Origin of the sequence: Serratia sp. JSRIV006 (assembly GCF_019968685.1) — a bacterium.
Lineage (GTDB): Bacteria > Pseudomonadota > Gammaproteobacteria > Enterobacterales > Enterobacteriaceae > Chania > Chania fonticola_B.
Genome location: NZ_CP074137.1, coordinates 3,984,779 through 4,005,167, shown reverse-complemented (window position 1 = coordinate 4,005,167; position 20,389 = coordinate 3,984,779). Strand labels below are relative to the sequence as shown.

The following is a 20,389-nucleotide window of genomic DNA, read 5'->3' as shown; positions in this document are numbered from 1 at the left end:
AGATTAGGCAATCGCTGTTGCCCCTCACCCCGACCCTCTCCCACAGGGAGAGGGAGCTGGCCGGAGCGCTTGGTTGGTCCGCGCAGCTTCGGAAAGTAGGGAGCAAAAACAAGAAAGATAAGGTATTACGCAAACCAAAAACTAACTCGATCGCCACCCCAGCCAAGGTGTGCCACCGTATTTTCAGACCCACTCGATCGGTCCCCTCGCCCTACGGGAGAGGGTTAGGGTGAGGGGGATCAGTTTCCGCTATTTTTCTTCTACTTAAGGTTATCTTCAGTTGTTATCCGCTATGCTCTGCTAATACCGAATTTAGTGGGAGTCTCTATGAGCGTTCGTTTTGCAAAATCACAAATCCTCCTGCACTGGCTGACGCTGGTGATGGTGATCCTGACTTACAGTGCCATATTGCTGAAGGACTCTGTGCCAGATGACAGCGCGGCATTGGTGAAGGATCTGCACTTTAACTTCGGCCTATCGGTATTTGTGCTGATGTTTATCCGCCTTGGGCTACGCCACCGGCATCCTACTCCACCGATCACTCCGGCCTTGCCGAAACTACAGGCGCTAGGGGCGAAAATGCTCCATTGGGTGCTGTATCTGCTGTTTTTATCGTTGCCGATATTGGGCTTCTTGACGTTGGCCTATGGGGGCAAACAGTGGTTGCTGCTGGGCTGGCAGGTGCCGCAGTGGATCACGCCTGACGCGGGCATACGCCGCACGCTGAAAATGGTGCACGAAACCTTGGCAAACACGGGGTATTTCATCGTCGGCATCCATGCCTTGGCCGCCATTTATCATCACTATGTGCGCGGTGACGACACCCTGCGCCGGATGATGCCCGGCAAATAGTTCGCGCTGCAGAAACAACAAAGGGGCGCAGAAGCGCCCCTTTATCAATGTACCTGGCTAGATTGCCGTTAGGCAACCATCAGCATGAAGGTGCCTACCCATGCAACCAGCATGAATGAAACGCCCATCAAAAAGTATTTCACGTAACAACTCCTTGTGGAGTCCTCGCAAACCAACGATCCCGATTGTTGTCTGAGTATTTTGTGGCAAATCAGCGGCGGATGGCGGGTTCTTCAATCAGAAGGAACAACGTCCAGAGCTACGATTTACCGGTCGTTGCGATTCAAGTTCCTTGAGGTTAACCAGGAATCACAACAGGATCGGCGCTAATGTACTCCCAAAATCCTACCCATTTCAATACTGTGTTTTTGATCACATTTTTTGTCGGTTTTTTACCCTGCAGTGAGTTGAAACGGGCGCAGTATGCAGCATCCCTACGAGGTGGGATGGTTGATAAATGCCATAAGTAACAGTTTGTTACAAGGCATCAGGCTACGGCGCTGACGCTGGCGATCAGAATAGCCCAGAAGACCAGACAAGAAAGCAGGATAGCGGCCCAGACATGACGACGGTTGAGTTCCATTTTTAGCCTTCACTTTGCAATCGGTGGTTGTTTAATAACCCTATCGGCGCAAAACGGTAAAAATTTACTCTCTGGGCAAACTATTTATTCTGATTGCTGGCGGATCGCCACTACCGTGGTATGCACTTCGTAGCCGAGCAGAAACAGGGCTTGTTCAAGGGCCTCAACCTTCGAGGCATAGGCCACATCCAGCAACCGATCGATCTGAGCACCGTTAAGGCCCATCTGGCGTGCCAGCAGTGCTTTTGAGGTGTTGCTGCTCAACATATGGTTGTGCAGTTCCAGCTTTAATTTCACCAGCACCGGTAAATGCAGGGCGATGTCACCGCTTTGCAATGCGGAGGCCGCAGGCACCGGGCGCCCTTCTTCCATTTCAATGGCGATAGCCGTCAGCAGGCTTTCCTGCGCCTCCAGTTCGACATCCTCACGTTTGTAGCAGGCGGCTTGCTGCTCGGGGAAATCCCGTAGGGTAATTTGCCAGGCATCGCTTTCGCTATCGAAGGCGTAATGGGCGGGATAGTGGCAAGGCATCATATTTCCTGCTTGGGGGGAAGTGAGCCGCATTGTGACCGGTTGGCGACAACAATGCCAGAGATTGGCGTCCTTAAAGCACGGGGATAATCGCTGTGTAGGCCGCCAAGCTGAAAACAGGGTTATGCAGTATTTTTTTTGGACGGTGACTGATGTTTTATTAGCAACTTATGCCAGAATTATCCTATAAGCCCAATGATGATCCGGATTAACATGAAATACAGATTTAACGATCGTGTGCTGTTTGATGGTGATACCGGAACGTTGGGTCCAAGCGACTTTTCCGACGAGCCCACTGCTATTTCCAATCCCGCCAAACGTCTTTTGCTATTACTGATCGCCAACTATGGCAAACCCGTGGAACGTGAGGTGATTTTCAAAAAGGTGTGGGACGACTACGGCATGATCTCCAGCAATAACAACCTTAATCAATGCGTGAGCAAGTTGCGCCGGGTGCTTAAGGTGATGGGGATCGATGATGAGGTGATTGTCACCGTGCCGAAGATAGGGTTTATGTTGCGCCGCGAGATCCAGGTTGAAATCAGCCAGGAAGACGATGGACATTTTACCCCGTTAGTCCCTGCACAGACAGTGAGTGATGAGGCCTATTTGCCATTAGAGAGCGGGCTGGAAACCGAAGCCGAGACTGACGATGATATTGCTTCAACTTCCGAGGCAGACGATGAGCCCGATCTGCCGACAAGCGTAGAGATTGCTGCTCCTGCCAACAAAAAACGTCTTGGTTGGGGTCTGATCGCGACGGTTGCTGGTTTGGTTTTTGTACTGGGGATCGCATCTACGATGTACGCCACCAATTCACTGGCCAGACAGGAGGTGTTTCTTGGCAAGGCGGGGAGTTGCAAGGTATTTATGTCGACATCCACGCAGTCAGGGGTCCCCAGCTCCAGTCTGAATCAGGACATGTTGTCCTATGTGGAGCAACGAAAAGCCGAATGCCGGGCAGATGAATACCTGCTAGTGGTACGCAGCAACCAGGTTCGTTCTTTTATTTCTGGCGTGAGTCGCCTGTTTTTTGTTCGCTGCACCATCGTTCGTGAGCACAAAATAGAGTTTTGCTCAGGGCTAGAGAACGACAGTTTGCCGTTGTTGCAGTAAGGCTAAGTAAAAGAATGGGCCTGATCATCGCAACAGTAGTCTGGTTTTTTGGTGGGGTGAGCAACAATTAGCCGAATTGTTTAATTTTTGTATGAAATGAACATAAAACAAACAAGTTTTTTGTGCTTAACAATGAGACCGTGTAGAGTTTTACGCATAAAACAGGCCATTAAAAACATTAAATTTGGATTTTAAACCTAAATAATTCCAATTTAATAGTTAATGATTCTTTTATACCGCTTGTGGGTTAAGATTTTTCTCGTCAACGGGTGGTTAGGATTGTTCTTAAGTAACTGACTGGTGACGCTCACCACGGAACCTGCGAAGTTATCGCAGAACGGTGGAAACAAACAAGTACGGCAGGATGGTAAATAACGGACCGATGACAGTAAAGCTTCTCGGGCGCACCAATCGGCAATGTGCTTGGTTAACTACAGTTATCTTATAACGGATTAGGATCATTATGAAATTTTACAACACCAAAACTACCCTGCTGGCCGCTGTTATCGGTATGACTTTTGCGGGCTCAGCCCTGGCAGCCGATGGCACTATTACCATCAATGGCACCATTACTGACACTACTTGCGATATTTCGGTCAACAACCAGTCTAAAGACGCCACGGTAACGTTGCCGACCATTTCCATCTCTGCGCTGCCAGCCGTTGGGGCAACTGCAGGGGCAACACCTTTCAGCATCGCACTGACCAACTGTGCGGGGGCTACACTTAATACTGCCAGCACCTTCTTCGAAGCGGGCGCTTATGTTGAACAGAGCACCGGTCGCCTGAACAACTCGGCATCGGGCACGGCGACCAACGTCCAGGTTCAGCTGTTGAACGCCAATCTGGGCAGCATCATGGCGGGTAGCGCACATAGCCAAGGCGATTTGGCCGTTGATATTAGCTCCGGTGGCGGCGTAATGAATTATTACGCGCAATACTATGCGAACGGGACGGTCACGCCAGGTACGGTTAATACCCAGGTGGATTACACCATCATCTACCTGTAAGACATCCAGCCGTGGGATGAGGGCAGCCTCATCCCTTTCAGAGGACAGCGCCATGTTAAGAACTCTATTTACCGTTTCCGCCTTTAGCTTGGCGCTGACATGGACAGTTGCCGCTGATGCTGGTGTGATCATCAACGCCACACGCATTATTTATAACGAAAACAGCGGTGAAGCGATTACCCAACTGCGTAACCAAGGGACCAGCCCGGTGTTGATCCAGTCCTGGATCGATAACGGCGATGTTAAATCTAAACCCGACACCGTCAAGGTGCCTTTTACCCTGACGCCACCGGTAGCCCGTATCGATCCGGGCAAAGGGCAGGCGTTGCGTATTGCACGTACCGGCGGCGGATTGCCGAGTAACCGTGAATCACTGTTCTGGCTCAATGTGTTGGAGATCCCACCCAAGGCTACCCAAAAAATAGCCGCGGGCGACAACCTGATGCAGTTCTCTTTCCGCACCCGCATCAAACTGTTCTATCGGCCGAATAACCTGCCAATGACCCCGGCTCAGGCTTACGAAAAGCTGGATCTGAGCTTACGCAAAGGGGCTGCGGGTTATGAAATCGTCGCCAAGAACCCATCGCCTTATTACCTTACTTTCCGCCAGATTGAAATTCGTAGCGCCAAAGGTGCGCCAGTACTGGGCGATCTAGGGAAAACGCAGGAAAGGATGGTGGCACCCTTTGGCGAGTTGGTGATGAAAATTCAAGGAATGAAATCGGCACCGTCAGCAGGCTTAAAAGCGTTTTATAGCCTGATTGATGATTTCGGTGGGGATAACAAAAATGAGCGGACGTTGGCGGGCAGTGGTAAGTCTTGATTGGCGGCCCTCTTTTCTCAACCAGATTTATATTGCGGGAGCCATTTTACTGGCTCCCATAACGTTGGCTTATGCGGATGAAAGTGAGGCTATTGAGTTCAACGAGTCTTTTCTGCGTTCGTCCGTCGATGTCAGCCAGTTCTCCAGCGGTAACCCGGTTGCTCCCGGCATTCACCGCATCGATCTCTATCTTAACGATCAATGGAAAGGGCGTCAGGACGTCAACTTTTCCCTGGCTTCGCCGCAAAGCAGCATCGCTCAACCTTGCTACGATCTGAAACTGTTAAGCCTGTTCGATATTGCCTTGGATAAACTGGACAAGGCGGTGCTGTCGCGCTTGCAGCAAGGGGAACAGTGTATTGCGTTGGGTGAACTGGTACCTGGCGTGGAGGGCAATTTTGATAGCGGTGGCCAACGGTTGGACGTGCGTGCGCCGCAGTCTTTGCTGCAGCATGAAGCCCGTGGTTATGTCAGCCCTGAGCTGTGGGATAACGGCATCACGGCGGCGACCCTGCAATATGACTACAACGCTTACCGTGCTGATCATTCCGACTCATCTGCTCAAACCACCCAATTTCTGGGGTTGCGTGGCGGATTAAATTGGGACGTGTGGCGTCTGCGTTACCGGGCGTCGGCCAATTGGAATGATGACGAGGGTTTTCGCTATCAAAGCAATGAAACCTATCTGGAGCGGCCTTTGGTTGGCTGGCGTAGCCGGATGGTGCTGGGCCAATCGACCACCGACGGTCAAGTCTTTGACAGCATTGGGTTCATTGGCGCTCAGATCAGCTCGGACGATCGTATGTACAGCGATTCCCAACGTGGCTTTGCCCCGGTGGTGCGCGGTATCGCCAATACCAACGCGTTGGTGCGTGTAAGCCAGCGTGGCAGCCAGATTTATGAGACCACCGTACCGCCGGGGCCGTTTGTTATTGACGATCTCTATCCTACCGGCAGCGGCGGCGATCTGCTGGTCACGGTGACCGAAGCCGACGGCACTGAACGCAGCTTTACCGTCACCTATGCTTCGATTGCCGAACTGCTGCGGCCAGGTGTAACCCACTATTCACTGATGGCGGGGAAATATCGCAATAACTCGGTGAGCGAAGAACCTGCCATTGCGGTGGGCACCTTGAGGCATGGTTTCACAAACCTGCTGACGGGGTATACCGGTGTGATCGGTGCCGATGGCTATGCGGCGGCCTCGGGCGGTTTGGCATTCAATACCGATTTTGGTGCGCTGTCGGCGGATATTACCCAGGCACAAACGCAGTTTGAGCACCGTCCTAACGAGCAGGGGCAGAGCGTACGTCTCACCTATGCGAAAATTTTGCCGGTAGTGGATACCAACATCACGCTGGCCAGCTACCGCTATTCCAGCTCTGGGTATTACAACGTGGATGACGCCATGTTGCTGCGCGATCGCGACAGTAACGATAGCGGTTTTGCTGACTATAACAGTTGGAAACGACGTAATCGTTTCCAGATTAACGCCAGCCAGTCGTTGCCGGAGGGGTTTGGGACTGTCGCGTTGAATGCCAACGTGCAGGATTATTGGGATCATGACCAGACCGACCGCGAATATCAGCTGAGCTACAACAATCATTATAACGAGCTGAATTATGGGGTTAACTTCGCACGGACACGCAACCTGGCAACCGGAAACTGGGATAACAAAGCCATGCTGACCCTGTCGATCCCATTGGGTTCCAGCTCGCGCGCACCTAACCTGACCAGCAGCTATACCCAGCAAAAGGATCGTCAGGGGTTGCAGAACTCGCTGTCCGGTAGCCTGGGAGAGGACCGGCAGTATAACTACAGCGCCTTTACCAACTACGACTATGATAAAAATGGTAGCAACAGCGTTAGCGGTGGCGTCAACGGCTCATGGGCCGCGCCTTATGCCTTCGTTGGGGGCAGCGTTTCCGCAGGCCAGGGTTATCAACAATATGGCGCCAATATGTCCGGTGGCCTGGTTGCCTATAGCGGCGGAGTGGTGTTTACACCGATGCTGGGGGAAACGTCGGCAATCGTCGAGGCAGAAAACGCCAAGGGGGCCAGGATCACCAACTACAGCGGTCTGCGCCTGGATAACAGCGGAAAGGCGGTGGTCCCTTACCTCAGCCCTTACCGTCAAAATACCGTGGAGTTGGATCCGAAAGGGCTTTCCAGGGATGTGGAGCTGAAATACACCAGCCAGAAGATCGCGCCGACCGCCGGTGCCGTTGGGCTGTTACGTTATGAGACCGAAAGCGGCTACTCGATCCTGGTGACGGCCCGAGACGTTGCGGGTAATCCGTTGCCCTTTGGCGCAAACGTGTCCGACGAACAACAGCGTAGCGTGGGGTATATCGGTCAGGTTGGTGAAGGCTTACTGCGGGTTAACAACCCTAAAGGCCAGTTAGAGGTGAAATGGGGGGAAGGGGCCGGAGACAGTTGCCGGTTTAACTATCAGTTGCCCGCCGTATCGCCTGGGGATGAACCAGACTATCGCCGCCTGGAGGTAATATGCCAATGAAGCAACGACTGACGTTGGTCCGTTTGTTCACGCCGAGGCTCGGCGCAGGGTTCCGGCTGCGGGGTAAGCGCTTGCTTCTTGGCTTATTGCTGATATTTGGCTACGGCGGAGCTACCAGCGCCGAAGGGCTTGCGGTCAGTTGCGCGCGTAACAGCGGTTATTATCAGTTTTTCGACACGGCCACCATTGAGATTGGCAAAGACAGCGCCGTGGGTGACGTGCTGGGGCCTTGGATCAACTCTTACAACTCCACTGCCTGGAACTGCACCCCCAATAGCGCCTACCAGCAGCCTGTGCAGTTTAGCGTACAGGGTTACCCGCCTTACACCACGCGCAATACCATCGTGGTCGATGGGCAAACTTACATGCTGTATAACACCACGGTAAAAGCCGGTCTGGGGTATATCGTCCGTTGGCGTTATACCCTGAATGGTAAAACCACCAACTGGCAGCCGTTGACCATTGGCACGGGTGGGCAGCAGACCCATCCTGAGACCATTACCGTCAACTACAGCGGTAACCGCTTCTATTTGGGCGTTGATGCTCAGGTGCGGTTTGTGAAAACGACCACCGGCCTGACCGCTGGCGCAATTCCCTTGTTCGATCCAATTTATCTGCGGCATTTAGAGACGTATAACGGCATTGCTCTGCCGGGCGATCTCACCTACATGATTGCCCAGTTCAAAAGCGGCGGCACTATCGCCAGTGGCGGCACCTGCACCACTCCGAATGTGAATGTCGATCTGCCGGAGGCCAGCGTCGGTCAGTTCAACGGCGTGGGTTCGGTGGCAGGGCGTAAAGCCTTTGAGCTGGCGTTCAACCAATGCCCGGCGGGCTTGGCCAGCATTGGTTACAGTTTTGCAGCCACGACTCAGGTGCTGGATGCTGCCAATGGTGTAGTTGCACCGAACGCTACCTCAAGCGCTAGCGGCGTCGGGATACAGTTACTGCGTGGCAACAACCTGCCGGTGACGTTTGGCACTATTTATCTGCTGGATAACTATAATAGTTCTGCCAAGGCCAACTATCGGGTTCCCATGCAGGCTGGCTTGTTCCAGGTGGGTAATGCGGTAACCGCAGGTACGGCCAACACCGCAATCACTTTTACGCTCAATTATAAGTAGGGTAAAAATGGCAGCTATGTCTGGTTTCACGCCACAATATCGCAGGCTTGGCCGTTGGCTATTGATTACGGTGATGGCCTTATTTATCCCACTGAGCCACGCCGAGATATACCTGGGAGCCACGCGCCTGATTGTCAACGGCAAGGATAAGGAAGCGACGCTGCGAGTGACCAACGAGGGTCGCTCAGCGGTGCTGCTGCAAGTCTGGGTGGACAATGGTGATAGTGAGGCGGAACCGGAGAAAATCGCCACGCCGTTTACCGTAGCGCCGCCGATCTTGCGCCTGGACGGGAAGCGGGCACAGCGTCTGAGAGTGTTGTTTACCGGGGCGGAACACACGCTGCCGAGCGATCGTGAGTCGGTGTTTTGGCTTAACGTGTTGGAGATCCCGCCTAAAGTGCCCAGCAATACGGCCAGCCAGATGCAGATGGCGTTCAGAACCCGCATCAAATTATTCTACCGGCCACGGTTATTACAGACGATGAGCACGGCCAACGTGCAGGAGCAGTTGCGCTTTAGCCTGGCAAAACAGGGCGGCAACCCGGTATTGGTGGTCAGCAACCCAACGCCGTTTCACCAGACATTATTAGAAATGACGGTGGGCCGCGATAAGCAGCAGGCCGTCGTTACCCTGGTGCCGGAAAATAGCATGGTAAGCCCAAAAGGGCAGGCTGATTTTGCCTTAACCGCGGCTAAAGGTCCGGTGAATTCGGGCATGAAGGTGTTTTACTCGGTGCTTGACGACTTTGGCTCTGTGGTTACGGCAGAGCAAGTCTTGCAAGCTGCGCAATCGTCCTTGCCGCGCTAGGCATTTCTGCGAACTCTGCCCGTTTTTTAATCACACAGCACGTATGGCGTATATTTTTTAGCTTTTGCGAGTATTCTTAGAAGTGCAGCACATTTAACGAGCGATTGTCATCCTGCTTGTGGCACGTCAACTTTACTGTAAACGTTGAGGAGGAGATCATGGAAACTTTGGAAAAGTGCTATGTCTATGCCAAGAACACCAGCAACATGGATTTTCTCGCTTCTACGGTGGCATTCTTGGAGTTTCAGGGTCGTGAAGTCGATGCTAACGGCGTGGCGGGTAATATGTCGCGTGAACAGAGCGATAACTTCTTCGAACGGCTCAATCATTACCGTTCTATCTACAAAAAGCAGAGCCAGCCAGCTTGAATTCACCCCTAAGGCCCCGTTTTCGGGGCTTTTTCATGTAAATACGATTTTGCGTGATTTACTTGGCAGGATGAAAAGACAGGTCGAAATGCCCCTGCGGTTGAGCTCAAGGGGCGTTGTTGCTTAGGGGCTGGTCGCTGTAAGCATCTGGAAAGTTTGTTTACCACATCAGATCGTCAGGCACGACAAAATCGGCATACGGATCTTCTTCATCTTTAGCCTCTTTGCTCAGCTCGGCATTTAATACAATGCTGCTCGCATCACGCTGCGCAATTTTATCGGCCACGATCGCGGGTATAATCGCGTATTCGCCTTCAGGGTTCTTATCGGTAATCAGACGAGCAATGGCAAGGCGGCCACTAATCAACTGAGATTGGGTCGTCTTATCCACATATATTTTTTTAATTAAATTATTATCTGTGAAGTTATAACCAATATCGCCATTTGCAATAACGATGCGGTTCATTTCAATAAGCTGCTTAACCTGGGCTTTATATTCTTTCGCTAAGGCGGCCTGCTTTTGCTGCTCATTCAACTGTTTATCACGTTCAACCTGAGCCTTTTTGTTTTCTTCCACGGCCTCTCTTGCCTCACGAGCCTGAACCCGCGATTTTTTAGCCGTTCTTTCCACTTTCGCCAGTTTTTTACTGTTGACCAGTCCAGCTTTAAGCAGCTGCTCTTGTAATGTTAGCTTTGCCATGTTCGTTTCCGAAACCGATTAAATAATGCCTTGGATTATACCCTTAACCTAACAGGTTGTGCCAGGGGACGGAAAATTTCCACGCAAATTACTGATAGCAATGACTATTATACCCTCAACCTAATCAAGGCCTGTGCTCATCAGCCATGGCGATAAACCTGAACAACCTGACAATGGGTAATGAACATTATGCATGAAATTCAAACAATTAGATATGTGACTGGATTAATAGGTTCTGCTTTATGAAGTCTTCAACATCCTCCTTCGCCTGCTTTAAGGATCCCTCCGAAGGTAGCGTGAACAGATATTCACTGTAGCCAAATAGCATCGCGTCTAGCTGTCGTGCTACGCGGGGTGCTTCAACACTGCGAAATGCTCCTTCTTCCATACCGGATCGAATAATTTGGGTAAGAACCTGATGCCACTCTTCTAAAATCGACTGCATCAGACTGGCATAAGATTCATTATGCGTGGAGAGTATCCATAGGGATCCGTACAGCTTCCTGGTAGGGTCAGGCGTTGCAGAAATATTACCATCAATAAATTCTTGCAATTTCTGATGGGCAGGTAATGGTTTAAGCATTATGCGAAACTCTTCCAGTTCCGTAAGCATAAATTTTGTTACTGCTTCGAGACATAGCGATTGCCAGTTTTTAAAGTAGTGATAAATATGGCTACGGGAGAGGCCTAAGGACTCGGTGAGATCACGTGTTTTCACATTCTCAACGCCTTTTTCAATAAACAGTTCGACAACAGCACTGAGAATTTTATCTCTCATCGGTTCTGATTTACATTTCACGGCCCATCTCCTTCTTGACTTTGAGCAACTGCTCAAATAGCATGTTCTTATCATTTGAGCGATTGCTCTATTATTATTTTAACAGAAACCCCTTCAATGAACAGTCGAAATATTCCCGCTCCTCCAGTGGCCGGAAGTGCTTCCAACACTCTGAAATCACTGGCGAGTCGTCACCGAAGAAAGTTATCCCTGACTTTTTTCCTGGTAATTGCCGAGAACGTTACCTACCTGCTCTATCCAATACTGGCAGGTGTGTCCATCAACGCCATCCTGGCAGGGCAGACGTTAAGTGCTGTGCTGTATGGGGTAATGATCTTATTTATCTGGTGCCTTGGTGCGACACGAAGGAGTGTGGATACGCGTGCTTTCGCCAGAATTTATGCCGCGCTGGCGGTCTCTGTGGTGATGACGCAGCGTAAAATAAAGCTGAATTATTCTACCGTGGCGGCCCGCGTAGCGTTATCAAGAGAGTTTGTCGATTTCTTTGAGTTGCATTTGCCGATGCTCATTACTTCTCTGGTCTCTATGATTGGTGCTGCCGTCATGTTACTGCTCATTGAATTTTGGGCCGGTGTGGCTTGTCTGGTCATATTGGCCTTTTTGGCCTGCTTCCTCCCAGGATATGCCATTAAAAATGAAGCACTGTATAACAGACTGAATAACCGCCTTGAAAAAGAAGTGGATTTTGTCAGTACAGCCACCAGGCTTTCCCTGGAACGGCATTATTTGACACTTGCGAGGCTGCGCATAAGGCTATCCGATCGCGAAGCCATAGGCTATCTGTCTATTGGGGGGCTGGTTGCCCTGTTGTTTAGCCTAACTATCGTCTGGATGACTCAGGCGAAGGGCATCAGTGCTGGTCATATCTATTCTGTGATGACCTATATGTGGATGTTTGCTACAAGCCTTGATGATGGTCCGCAGCTATTGGAAAAATATTCACAACTTAAAGATATTGGTAAAAGGATCAACACTGAAATAGTGGAAAAGGACTAATGCCGCTCACTTTTCATTATGTTTGGAATACACACGGTATTTCTAAATAAATCATCATCAATACGGATGTCATTCAATGTCCCAGTTTTTTATCAATAGGCCAATTTTTGCCTGGGTCATCGCCCTATTTATTATTCTGGGAGGGGGCCTTGCTATCCCGCAATTGCCGGTGGCCCAATATCCAGCCGTTGCACCACCCAGTGTGTCGATAACGGCAACCTATCCTGGAGCAACGCCAGAGACGATGAATACGTCAGTTATTTCACTTCTCGAACGCGAGATAGCAGGGGTTGATAATCTGCTTTATTTTGAGTCGTCCAGTGACACGTCGGGTATGGCATCCATTACGGTGACGTTCAAGCCTGGCACGAATATCAACCTTGCCCAAATGGATATTCAGAACCAGATAAAAGTGATCGAACCTCGCCTTCCTCAGGTGGTGCGTCAGAATGGTGTCAATGTTGAAGCCGCCAATTCGGGGTTTCTGATGATGGTGGGATTGACGTCGCCTTCCGAGCAATATGAAGAAGCCGATTTGAGCGACTATTTTGCACGCCATGTGTCTGATGAATTGCGGCGAGTGCCTGGCGTGGGCAAAGTTCAGTTATTTGGTGCCGAAAAGGCGATACGTGTTTGGTTGGATCCCATCAAGCTGTTCACCTATAAACTGTCGGTTAATGATGTGCTCACGGCGTTCGGTCAGCAAAACATCCTGGTTTCACCGGGGCGTATGGGTGATGAGCCCGCCCTTTCTGGACAGCGGGTTACCTACCCACTGACAGTTCAAGGACAGCTTTCTTCACTGGACGAGTTCCGCAATATTACACTTAAAGCAAACAACAACGGCTCGCGATTGAGATTAGCGGATGTTGCCCGAGTGGAGTCCGGTTTACAAAGTTATGCTTTTGCGATCCGCGAGAATGGGTTGCCTGCAACTGCAGCGGCGATCCAGCTCTCCCCTGGGGCAAATGCAATCAGTGCTGCCGAGGGTATCCGTATGCGTCTTGATGAACTGTCCGCAAATCTGCCGCAAGGGATGCAATTTACAGTTCCTTTTGACACGGCCCCGTTTGTGAAACTCTCGATCGAGAAAGTCATCCAGACCTTTGTTGAAGCAATGATCCTGGTGTTTCTCGTGATGCTGCTTTTTCTGCACAAAATTCGCTGTACGGTGATCCCTGCCATTGTTGCGCCAGTCGCTTTGCTGGGCACATTGACCATCATGTTATTCAGTGGTTTTTCCATAAATGTACTGACCATGTTCGGTATGGTGTTAGCTATCGGCATCATTGTGGATGATGCGATCGTGGTTGTTGAGAATGTCGAACGTCTCATGGCGGAGAAAAAGTTGCCGCCCAAGCAAGCGACACGTATTGCGATGGCGGAAATTACCCCGGCAATTATCGGTATCACCCTGGTATTGACCGCCGTATTTATCCCTATGGGCTTTGCCAGTGGTTCGGTCGGTGTTATTTATCGGCAGTTTACACTCTCGATGGCGGTGTCCATCCTTTTTTCGGCATTTCTCGCCCTGACGCTGACACCTGCATTGTGCGCTACCTTGTTGAAACCTCATGGACAAAAAGAAGGTTTGGGGAGTAGATTTTCACACGGCTTCAATCGTAAGTTTGATGGCTTATCTGTTCGCTATGGATCTGGATTGAAGTATGTGTTGAAGCGTACAGGAAGAATGATGCTGCTTTATGTTGCTCTATGCGGCTTGCTGTTTTTCGCGTTGCAAAAACTGCCTTCATCGTTTCTGCCGGAAGAGGACCAGGGCTATTTTATGTCCTCAATGCAACTTCCTTCAGATGCGACTATGGAGCGGACTCGTGAAGTCGTACAGCAGTTTGAACAGACAATAGCGACACGTAACGCCATTGAGAGCAATATTTCTATTCTGGGATTTGGATTTTCGGGGTCGGGCCCAAATACGGCAATGGCATTCACCACATTAAAAGACTGGAAAGACAGAAAGGGTTCGACGGCTCAGGGAGAAGCCGATTTTGTTCAGACAACACTGGGCGAGGTGCCTGATGCCACAATTTTAAGTTTGTTGCCGCCAGCGATTTCAGATATGGGGACATCATCAGGATTTACGCTGTATGTTGAAGACCGGGGGGGAAAAGGTTATCCCGCATTAAAGCAAGCGGCAGAAAAGCTCGTCGCACAGGCTAATCAAAGTCCACTATTAACCGATGTCTACATTGATGGATTACCTCAAGGCGTGAGTGTTGCACTGAATATAGACAGGGAGAAGGCTGAAGCATTCGGCGTTTCTTTTGACGAGATCGGCCAGGCGCTTTCTGCCGCCGCTGGTTCTTATTATGTGAATGATTACACGGAACGCGACCGCGTTCAGCAGGTCATCGTTCAGGCTGATGCCGATTATAGAATGCAGCTTACTGACTTACTGAAAATCTCCGTCAGAAATAGAACCGGTGAAATGGTGACGCTTTCGTCTTTCGTGAGCCCGTCTTGGACTTTAGCCCCAAGTCAATTGAATCGCTATCAGGGATATCCTGCATTCAGGGTAATGGGAAGCGCAGCGGCGGGCCAATCGAGTGGCACGGCGATGGCTGAAATGGAACGATTGGCTGATTCGTTACCTCATGGATTCCAGGCCGAGTGGGCCGGGAGCTCTCTGCAGGAAAGAGAATCTGCATTACAGTTTCCCATGCTTATTTTGCTGTCCATTCTTGTGGTGTTTATGGTGCTGGCGGCACTCTATGAAAGTTGGTCAACGCCTTTTGCCGTTATGTTGGTGGTTCCGTTGGGGCTCGCTGGTGCAGTATGTGCGGTGATCATTGCTGGTATGTCAAATGATGTCTTTTTTAGAGTTGGCATGATCACCATCATCGGACTTTCTACTAAAAACGCCATTCTGATCGTTGAGTTCGCTCGGAAACTACGTATGCAGGGGATGGATACTGTTACTGCAACATTGCTAGCGGCTAAACAAAGATTACGGCCGATTGTTATGACTTCTCTGGCCTTTACGCTGGGTGTTGTTCCCTTGATGCTTGCTACTGGTGCTAGTGATAAGACTCAGCATGCAATAGGTACGGGTGTCTTTGGCGGTATGATCAGTGGGACTTTATTGGCAATATTTTTTGTGCCCGTCTTTTTTGTCTTTGTCAGTGGATGGGTAGAAAGAAAAGGCAACGTTAAATAGATAAGGCAGTATCTGGCCATGGTTATATTTCCATCATGGCCAGCGTTAATCTTTTTTGTCCCCGTTATGATTCTGTTCTGGTTTACTGGCATGAACAGTCCCAAAAGGCCAAAGCCGTTTCCGCTGTCGTGCGTTGTGATACGTATTCTAACGAACCTATATCTATCGATGGTGTTGCTATTTTAGGTTTCAAAATTAATCAGTATTATTGATTGATTTTGCGACCATAACAAAGTGAAATTGATATTTTTGTTTGTGCTGCCAGTTGAGAGTGTTGTTCGGTCTTGTAAAAGTTGTTGTTGTGCTATAACTGGCTATCATCTCTCTTTTAAGTTTTTGCCGCCTTTGAAAGGATTGTCTATCGTTATGCCCGTTAATTTTGATCTCAACGATCTTTATGCCTTCCGCGCTTTGGTTGAATACGGTAACTTTAGGCTTGCTGCGGAGTCCATCTGCCTTTCACCGTCAGCATTGAGCCGCAGGATCGAGAAGCTGGAATCAGCGCTTGGCATAAAATTGTTCGAAAGAACCACCCGGCGCGTTACGCTGACACTTTATGGGCAGACCTTTGCCGAGCGTTCAGATCAACTATTGATGAACTTTGAGTTGGTATTAGCGGATATCAATAAGGCCAGTCAGACTCGAACGGGGTTGGTCACTGTTGCCACGGTGCCTTCGGCTGCCTATTATTTTATGCCCGACGTCATTCGTCGCTTCCAGGCTCGCTATCCGCGTGTTCGCGTTAAACTGATTGATAGCAGTGTAGGTAATGTTATCGAAGCGGTTACGAGTGGGCAGGCGGACTTCGGCATCTGTTTTGCGAGAAGCCTGCAACCCAATATTGAATTCCTTCCCTTGATAGGGGATGTTTACGTGGCTGCCTGCAGGCGCGATCATCCCATCGCCAGTAAAAAAAACCTCACCTGGCGCGAATTTTATCAGCAGGACTATGTGGGGTTGGACAAGACGTCAGGAAACCGTAATCTGCTCGATCAGATGTTGGCACATATCATTCCCGAACGCCCCAGTGTCTGCGAAACTCGTCATGTGACGACTCTGCTGGGTATGGTTGAAGCGGGCATCGGCATTGCTGCCGTGCCCGCTATGTCAATGCCATCTTCAGAGCATTCGGTACTGACCCACCTGCAGTTAACCGATCCAATTGTGAAGCGTACAGTTGGCCTAATCAAACGCAGTGGACGCATTCAGTCCTATATTGCTGCCGAGTTAGAAAAGTTGATTACTGAACAGTATCACTCTAGTTAACCGGCTGTTCAGCTTTCACGGTTCTCATCCCTGTGGCCCGAATGACCTTTTGAGCCTGGGCGGAAGACAGGAAATCCAGCAGCGCTTTACCCCCTTGACGATGTTCTGCTTTCGCGGTGATCGCGCCAGCAAAGCGGGTAATGTACTGCACATCTTCTGGCAGTTCGCCAATAAAGGTTACGCCCGGAACAGGAAGCAGTTCACTGACTTGCTGGAAGCCCAGCTCATATTTTCCTTTTGCCACTTCTGATGCCACAGGAATACGTTCAATCATATAAGTTTTCTCTTGCAACTTGGCTTCAATACCCAGCTTTTTGAACAGCTGGCTGCTGACATAGCGGCCGCTGGCACTGTCAGAATAGGCAATGGATTTAGCATGTAGCAGAGCATTACGTAGATCTGCAGTCTTCTCGATATTGGGTATCGAGTCCCCTTGCTTTACTACCATGCCAATTGGCGAGTCGGCCAACTCCACGCGTGAACCTGGTTGGATCCAATTATCCTTTTCTAAATTTTCCAGTGCGCCTCCAACCATTATCACCACATCGGCCTTTTCACCGCGCGCCAAGCGTGCAGGGATCGCCTGGGGAGTCTTCCCCATGGAGGGGCCGGATACCAAAATGATTTTGTCGCCACTCTTCGCTTCGAATTGTGGGGTCAGTTTCTCCAGTGCGGCTTGAAAGCCGCCTGAAATCATGACGGTAATGTCTTTGGCCTGTACGCCCACGCTGACAGAGGAGAGCACCAGTGTTGCAAGGAGTGAACGAGAGATCTTTTGCATGATGTAATCCCTGATTTAACGTGCTGTTTGTAGTGATAACGTGCTGCGGCGGTATAGATATAGCGTCGCCAGCAATGCGCACAAGGCGGCAAAGCACATCCAATAGCCAGGTGAAGCTTTATCGCCGGTATACTCAATCAGTGCGGTAGAGATAACCGGTGTGAATCCGCCAAAGACCGCGGTTGCCAGACTGTAGGCCAGCGAGAAACCTGCAACCCGAACTTCGGCCGGCATGATCTCTGTCAAGGCTGGGATCATGGCACCGTTATAGAGGCCGTAGATGAAGGACAGCCATAACAGTACTGTCAGCATCATGGAAAAACTTGGGGCTTGCGCAAGCAGGCTGAGTGCTGGATAAGCCGTGAGCAACGTCAACAGTGTCATGCTAACCAGAACCGGCTTGCGGCCGAAACGATCTGACAGGGCGCCGCCTATTGGCAGCCAGAGGAAGTTAGAGATTGCGACCAACAAGGTCACCAGCAAACTGTCAGATGCGCTAAGCATCAACACTTTTTTACCGAAGGTTGGTGCATACACTGTGATCAGATAAAACGCGGTGGTCGTCATGGCAACCATTAGCATGCCAGCGATAACAACTTGCCAGTTCGTTAACAGGGTTTTAAATACGTCACGCATTGCCAGGTGGGTGCGACGGGCAGTGAACTCCTGTGTTTCTTCCAGTTTGCGGCGCAGGAAAAAGATGAAAGGTACAATCAGGCAGCCAAACAGGAAAGGAATACGCCAGCCCCACTCGCGAATAGCGCTTTCTTCCATGGCTGCATTCAGCGCGAAGCCCATCGCCGCGGCCACCATAATGGCCACTTGCTGGCTGCCGGACTGCCAGCTGGTATAAAAGCCTTTACGGCCCGGAGTGGCAATCTCAGCCAGATACACGGATACGCCACCCAGCTCTGCTCCTGCCGAGAAACCTTGCAATAAGCGCCCCCCCAGCACCAGCAATGGGGCCCAAAGACCGATTGTCTGATAGGACGGAATGAGCACAATCAGGAAGGTTCCTGCGGCCATAATCGACAAGGTAACAATCAGTCCTTTGCGTCTGCCTACTTTATCAATGTATGCCCCCAACACCACGGCACCGATAGGGCGCATCAGAAAGCCAGCGCCAAATACTGCAAAGGTCATCATCAACGAGGCGAATTCACTGCTGGCAGGAAAAAAGGTATGTGCAATGTAGGTGGCATAAAACCCGAACAGAAAAAAATCAAACTGCTCCAAGAAGTTGCCAGAGGTAACACGCAGTATCGCGTCGGCTCTTGCTCGAGTCGTCATGGGAATGTTGGGTGAATTCATCGTTATCTCCAGTTGGCTATTGACGCTTTTGTTGCGTCTGTTTCTGAAGACTGGAACAGGAAAATAAACTAATTAAGCGCAATAAACTCATGAACTGATGCGTATCATGCATCAATGGCCATTAACAATTGGATGTGACAGTGGTAACGGCTTGTTAACAAGCTTGGCGTGTGCAGCCTTCTACAAAGCCCACAAAAAACATCATTCACGTTTTGTGACCAGCTTCATACAAGGATAATGGAAGAACAAGCTTGAATCGCCACGGGTTTAACAGACACCTCAGAGTCATTTAAAATGGCCTAAAGAGAGGTGCACATGAGCAGTAAGCGTTATCCTGAAGAGTTTAAAATTGAAGCGGTCAAACAGGTTGTTGATCGTGGCCATTCTGTTTCCAGCGTTGCAACACGTCTCGACATCACCACCCACAGCCTTTACGCCTGGATAAAGAAGTACGGGCCTGACTCTTCCACCAACAAAGAACAGTCAGATGCTCAGGCCGAGATCCGCCGACTCCAAAAAGAGCTGAAACGAGTTACTGACGAACGGGACATATTAAAAAAAGCCGCGGCGTACTTCGCAAAGCTGTCCGACTGAGGTACGCCTTTATCCGTGATAACACCTGTTGTTGGCCTGTTCGTCTGCTCTGTCGGGTGCTGGATGTTCATCCAAGTGGGTTTTACACCTGGCTTCAGCAGCCACATTCACCACGGCATCAGACAGATATGAGGCTGACAGGACAAATCAAACAGTTCTGGTTGGAGTCCGGTTGCGTTTATGGCTATCGTAAGATCCATCTCGACCTGCGAGATAGCGGGCAACAGTGCGGGATTAACCGGGTCTGGCGGCTGATGAAGCGTGCCGGGATAAAGGCTCAGGTCGGATACCGAAGCCCAAGAGCTCGTAAAGGGGAGGCCAGTATCGTGACACCCAACAGGCTCCAGCGGCAGTTCAACTCGGAAGCACCGGATGAACGTTGGGTAACGGACATAACTTACATCCGAACCCACGAGGGCTGGCTGTATCTGGCCGTGGTTGTTGACCTGTTTTCGCGCAAAGTTATCGGCTGGTCAATGCAACCCCGGATGACAAAAGATATTGTCCTGAATGCGCTTCTGATGGCCGTGTGGCGGCGTAATCCTCAAAAACAGGTGCTGGTTCATTCTGATCAAGGTAGTCAGTATACAAGCCATGAATGGCAGTCATTCCTGAAATCACATGGACTGGAGGGCAGTATGAGCCGTCGTGGTAACTGTCACGATAACGCAGTTGCAGAAAGTTTTTTCCAGCTACTGAAGCGTGAACGGATAAAGAAAAAGATCTACGGAACGCGGGAAGAAGCCCGCAGTGATATTTTTGATTACATCGAAATGTTTTATAACAGTAAGCGTCGGCATGGTTCGAGTGATCAGATGTCACCGACGGAATATGAAAATCAATATTATCAACGGCTCAGAAGTGTCTAGATTATCCGTGGCGATTCAGCTAAATACGGGTGGAGCAGGGCACTATCTGGTACATCACTGAGCGGGACAAAGTAGAAATCTGAGCGACTTCCGCATTTTTAATGCGTGAGGTTGTGACCTGTTTCAAGGTCAGCATGGGTAAAATATGTTGTCCGATATTTGCCTG

General features: G+C 50.3%; 18 protein-coding genes. 12 read left to right on the top strand and 6 right to left on the bottom strand.

The features are described from left to right. Window positions 1-327 precede the first annotated feature (327 nt). On the top strand, window positions 328-852 hold the full coding sequence (locus KGP16_RS18575; protein WP_021806091.1) for a cytochrome b: 525 nt from the start codon (window positions 328-330) through the stop codon (window positions 850-852). Between the two features lie 68 nt (window positions 853-920). Here the strand turns inward: KGP16_RS18575 and ypdK are convergent, their stop codons facing one another. Together ypdK and KGP16_RS18565 are read right to left on the bottom strand one after the other, a co-directional pair. Continuing rightward, window positions 921-995, bottom strand: a complete 75-nt coding sequence (ypdK, locus tag KGP16_RS18570; RefSeq protein ID WP_099782600.1) for a membrane protein YpdK — start codon at window positions 993-995, stop codon at window positions 921-923. 524 nt (window positions 996-1,519) lie between these two features. Beyond that, entirely contained in the window at window positions 1,520-1,966 is a 447-nt protein-coding gene (locus KGP16_RS18565) for a hypothetical protein (protein ID WP_021806090.1), read from the bottom strand. 213 nt (window positions 1,967-2,179) lie between these two features. Between KGP16_RS18565 and KGP16_RS18560 the strand changes: the two genes are divergently transcribed. The 7 genes from KGP16_RS18560 to KGP16_RS18530 all read left to right on the top strand — a co-directional run bounded on the left by KGP16_RS18560 (window position 2,180) and on the right by KGP16_RS18530 (window position 9,732). Then, window positions 2,180-3,082 carry a transcriptional regulator gene (locus KGP16_RS18560; RefSeq protein WP_021806089.1) on the top strand — a complete coding sequence of 301 codons (903 nt, stop codon included), beginning with the start codon at window positions 2,180-2,182 and terminating at the stop codon, window positions 3,080-3,082. 463 nt (window positions 3,083-3,545) lie between these two features. Beyond that, the gene (locus tag KGP16_RS18555; protein ID WP_021806088.1) at window positions 3,546-4,091 is read left to right on the top strand and encodes a fimbrial protein; all 546 of its coding nucleotides are present in this window, start codon (window positions 3,546-3,548) and stop codon (window positions 4,089-4,091) included. 52 nt (window positions 4,092-4,143) lie between these two features. Beyond that, entirely contained in the window at window positions 4,144-4,914 is a 771-nt protein-coding gene (locus KGP16_RS18550; RefSeq protein WP_021806087.1) for a molecular chaperone, read from the top strand. Beyond that, complete coding sequence (locus tag KGP16_RS18545) at window positions 4,880-7,432, top strand: fimbria/pilus outer membrane usher protein (RefSeq protein WP_223500176.1); 2,553 nt, start codon at window positions 4,880-4,882, stop codon at window positions 7,430-7,432. The genes KGP16_RS18550 and KGP16_RS18545 overlap by 35 nt, the downstream gene beginning before the upstream one ends. Continuing rightward, window positions 7,423-8,556 carry a fimbrial protein gene (locus tag KGP16_RS18540; RefSeq protein ID WP_059201419.1) on the top strand — a complete coding sequence of 378 codons (1,134 nt, stop codon included), beginning with the start codon at window positions 7,423-7,425 and terminating at the stop codon, window positions 8,554-8,556. The genes KGP16_RS18545 and KGP16_RS18540 overlap by 10 nt, the downstream gene beginning before the upstream one ends. 7 nt (window positions 8,557-8,563) lie before the next feature. After that, window positions 8,564-9,364 (top strand): molecular chaperone, encoded by an 801-nt coding sequence (locus tag KGP16_RS18535; RefSeq protein WP_223500175.1) that lies wholly within the window; start codon window positions 8,564-8,566, stop codon window positions 9,362-9,364. Between the two features lie 158 nt (window positions 9,365-9,522). After that, on the top strand, window positions 9,523-9,732 hold the full coding sequence (locus tag KGP16_RS18530; protein WP_021178640.1) for a hypothetical protein: 210 nt from the start codon (window positions 9,523-9,525) through the stop codon (window positions 9,730-9,732). A 160-nt stretch (window positions 9,733-9,892) separates the two neighbouring features. On the opposite strand, the gene KGP16_RS18525 is transcribed toward KGP16_RS18530, so the two are convergent. Together KGP16_RS18525 and KGP16_RS18520 are read right to left on the bottom strand one after the other, a co-directional pair. Then, a complete protein-coding gene (locus tag KGP16_RS18525; protein WP_021806083.1) occupies window positions 9,893-10,432 on the bottom strand; it encodes a DUF2058 domain-containing protein in 540 nt (179 codons plus the stop codon). 208 nt (window positions 10,433-10,640) lie between these two features. Then, complete coding sequence (locus tag KGP16_RS18520) at window positions 10,641-11,231, bottom strand: TetR/AcrR family transcriptional regulator (RefSeq protein WP_037375551.1); 591 nt, start codon at window positions 11,229-11,231, stop codon at window positions 10,641-10,643. 96 nt (window positions 11,232-11,327) lie between these two features. Between KGP16_RS18520 and KGP16_RS18515 the strand changes: the two genes are divergently transcribed. The 3 genes from KGP16_RS18515 (at window position 11,328) to KGP16_RS18505 (ending at window position 16,668) form a co-directional block, all read left to right on the top strand. After that, window positions 11,328-12,227: an ABC transporter six-transmembrane domain-containing protein gene (locus KGP16_RS18515; RefSeq protein ID WP_037375550.1), complete on the top strand. Its 900-nt coding sequence runs from the start codon at window positions 11,328-11,330 to the stop codon at window positions 12,225-12,227. A gap of 76 nt (window positions 12,228-12,303) precedes the next feature. Further along, complete coding sequence (locus KGP16_RS18510; RefSeq protein ID WP_223500174.1) at window positions 12,304-15,402, top strand: multidrug efflux RND transporter permease subunit; 3,099 nt, start codon at window positions 12,304-12,306, stop codon at window positions 15,400-15,402. A gap of 366 nt (window positions 15,403-15,768) precedes the next feature. Then, window positions 15,769-16,668: a LysR family transcriptional regulator gene (locus KGP16_RS18505; protein WP_223500173.1), complete on the top strand. Its 900-nt coding sequence runs from the start codon at window positions 15,769-15,771 to the stop codon at window positions 16,666-16,668. Here KGP16_RS18505 and KGP16_RS18500 read toward each other — a convergent pair. Continuing rightward, window positions 16,661-17,449, bottom strand: a complete 789-nt coding sequence (locus KGP16_RS18500; RefSeq protein ID WP_021806079.1) for a substrate-binding domain-containing protein — start codon at window positions 17,447-17,449, stop codon at window positions 16,661-16,663. The two genes, KGP16_RS18505 and KGP16_RS18500, sit on opposite strands and share 8 nt — an antisense overlap. A 15-nt stretch (window positions 17,450-17,464) precedes the next feature. Next, window positions 17,465-18,760: an MFS transporter gene (locus tag KGP16_RS18495; RefSeq protein ID WP_021806078.1), complete on the bottom strand. Its 1,296-nt coding sequence runs from the start codon at window positions 18,758-18,760 to the stop codon at window positions 17,465-17,467. A 315-nt stretch (window positions 18,761-19,075) separates the two neighbouring features. On the opposite strand from KGP16_RS18495, the gene KGP16_RS18490 reads away from it, so the two are divergent. Continuing rightward, a protein-coding gene (locus KGP16_RS18490) for an IS3 family transposase (protein ID WP_223500153.1) occupies window positions 19,076-20,223 on the top strand; the annotation gives its coding sequence in 2 pieces (ribosomal slippage) (window positions 19,076-19,313 and window positions 19,313-20,223; 1,149 coding nt in all). Window positions 20,224-20,389 lie beyond the last annotated feature (166 nt).

Coding starts and splice junctions, on each gene's coding strand:
- KGP16_RS18575 (WP_021806091.1), top strand. CDS start 328: ATGAGCGTTCGTTTTGCAAAATCACAAATCCTCCTGCACTGGCTGACG.
- KGP16_RS18565 (WP_021806090.1), bottom strand. CDS start 1,966: ATGCCTTGCCACTATCCCGCCCATTACGCCTTCGATAGCGAAAGCGAT.
- KGP16_RS18560 (WP_021806089.1), top strand. CDS start 2,180: ATGAAATACAGATTTAACGATCGTGTGCTGTTTGATGGTGATACCGGA.
- KGP16_RS18555 (WP_021806088.1), top strand. CDS start 3,546: ATGAAATTTTACAACACCAAAACTACCCTGCTGGCCGCTGTTATCGGT.
- KGP16_RS18550 (WP_021806087.1), top strand. CDS start 4,144: ATGTTAAGAACTCTATTTACCGTTTCCGCCTTTAGCTTGGCGCTGACA.
- KGP16_RS18545 (WP_223500176.1), top strand. CDS start 4,880: ATGAGCGGACGTTGGCGGGCAGTGGTAAGTCTTGATTGGCGGCCCTCT.
- KGP16_RS18540 (WP_059201419.1), top strand. CDS start 7,423: ATGCCAATGAAGCAACGACTGACGTTGGTCCGTTTGTTCACGCCGAGG.
- KGP16_RS18535 (WP_223500175.1), top strand. CDS start 8,564: ATGGCAGCTATGTCTGGTTTCACGCCACAATATCGCAGGCTTGGCCGT.
- KGP16_RS18530 (WP_021178640.1), top strand. CDS start 9,523: ATGGAAACTTTGGAAAAGTGCTATGTCTATGCCAAGAACACCAGCAAC.
- KGP16_RS18525 (WP_021806083.1), bottom strand. CDS start 10,432: ATGGCAAAGCTAACATTACAAGAGCAGCTGCTTAAAGCTGGACTGGTC.
- KGP16_RS18515 (WP_037375550.1), top strand. CDS start 11,328: ATGAACAGTCGAAATATTCCCGCTCCTCCAGTGGCCGGAAGTGCTTCC.
- KGP16_RS18510 (WP_223500174.1), top strand. CDS start 12,304: ATGTCCCAGTTTTTTATCAATAGGCCAATTTTTGCCTGGGTCATCGCC.
- KGP16_RS18505 (WP_223500173.1), top strand. CDS start 15,769: ATGCCCGTTAATTTTGATCTCAACGATCTTTATGCCTTCCGCGCTTTG.
- KGP16_RS18500 (WP_021806079.1), bottom strand. CDS start 17,449: ATGCAAAAGATCTCTCGTTCACTCCTTGCAACACTGGTGCTCTCCTCT.
- KGP16_RS18495 (WP_021806078.1), bottom strand. CDS start 18,760: ATGAATTCACCCAACATTCCCATGACGACTCGAGCAAGAGCCGACGCG.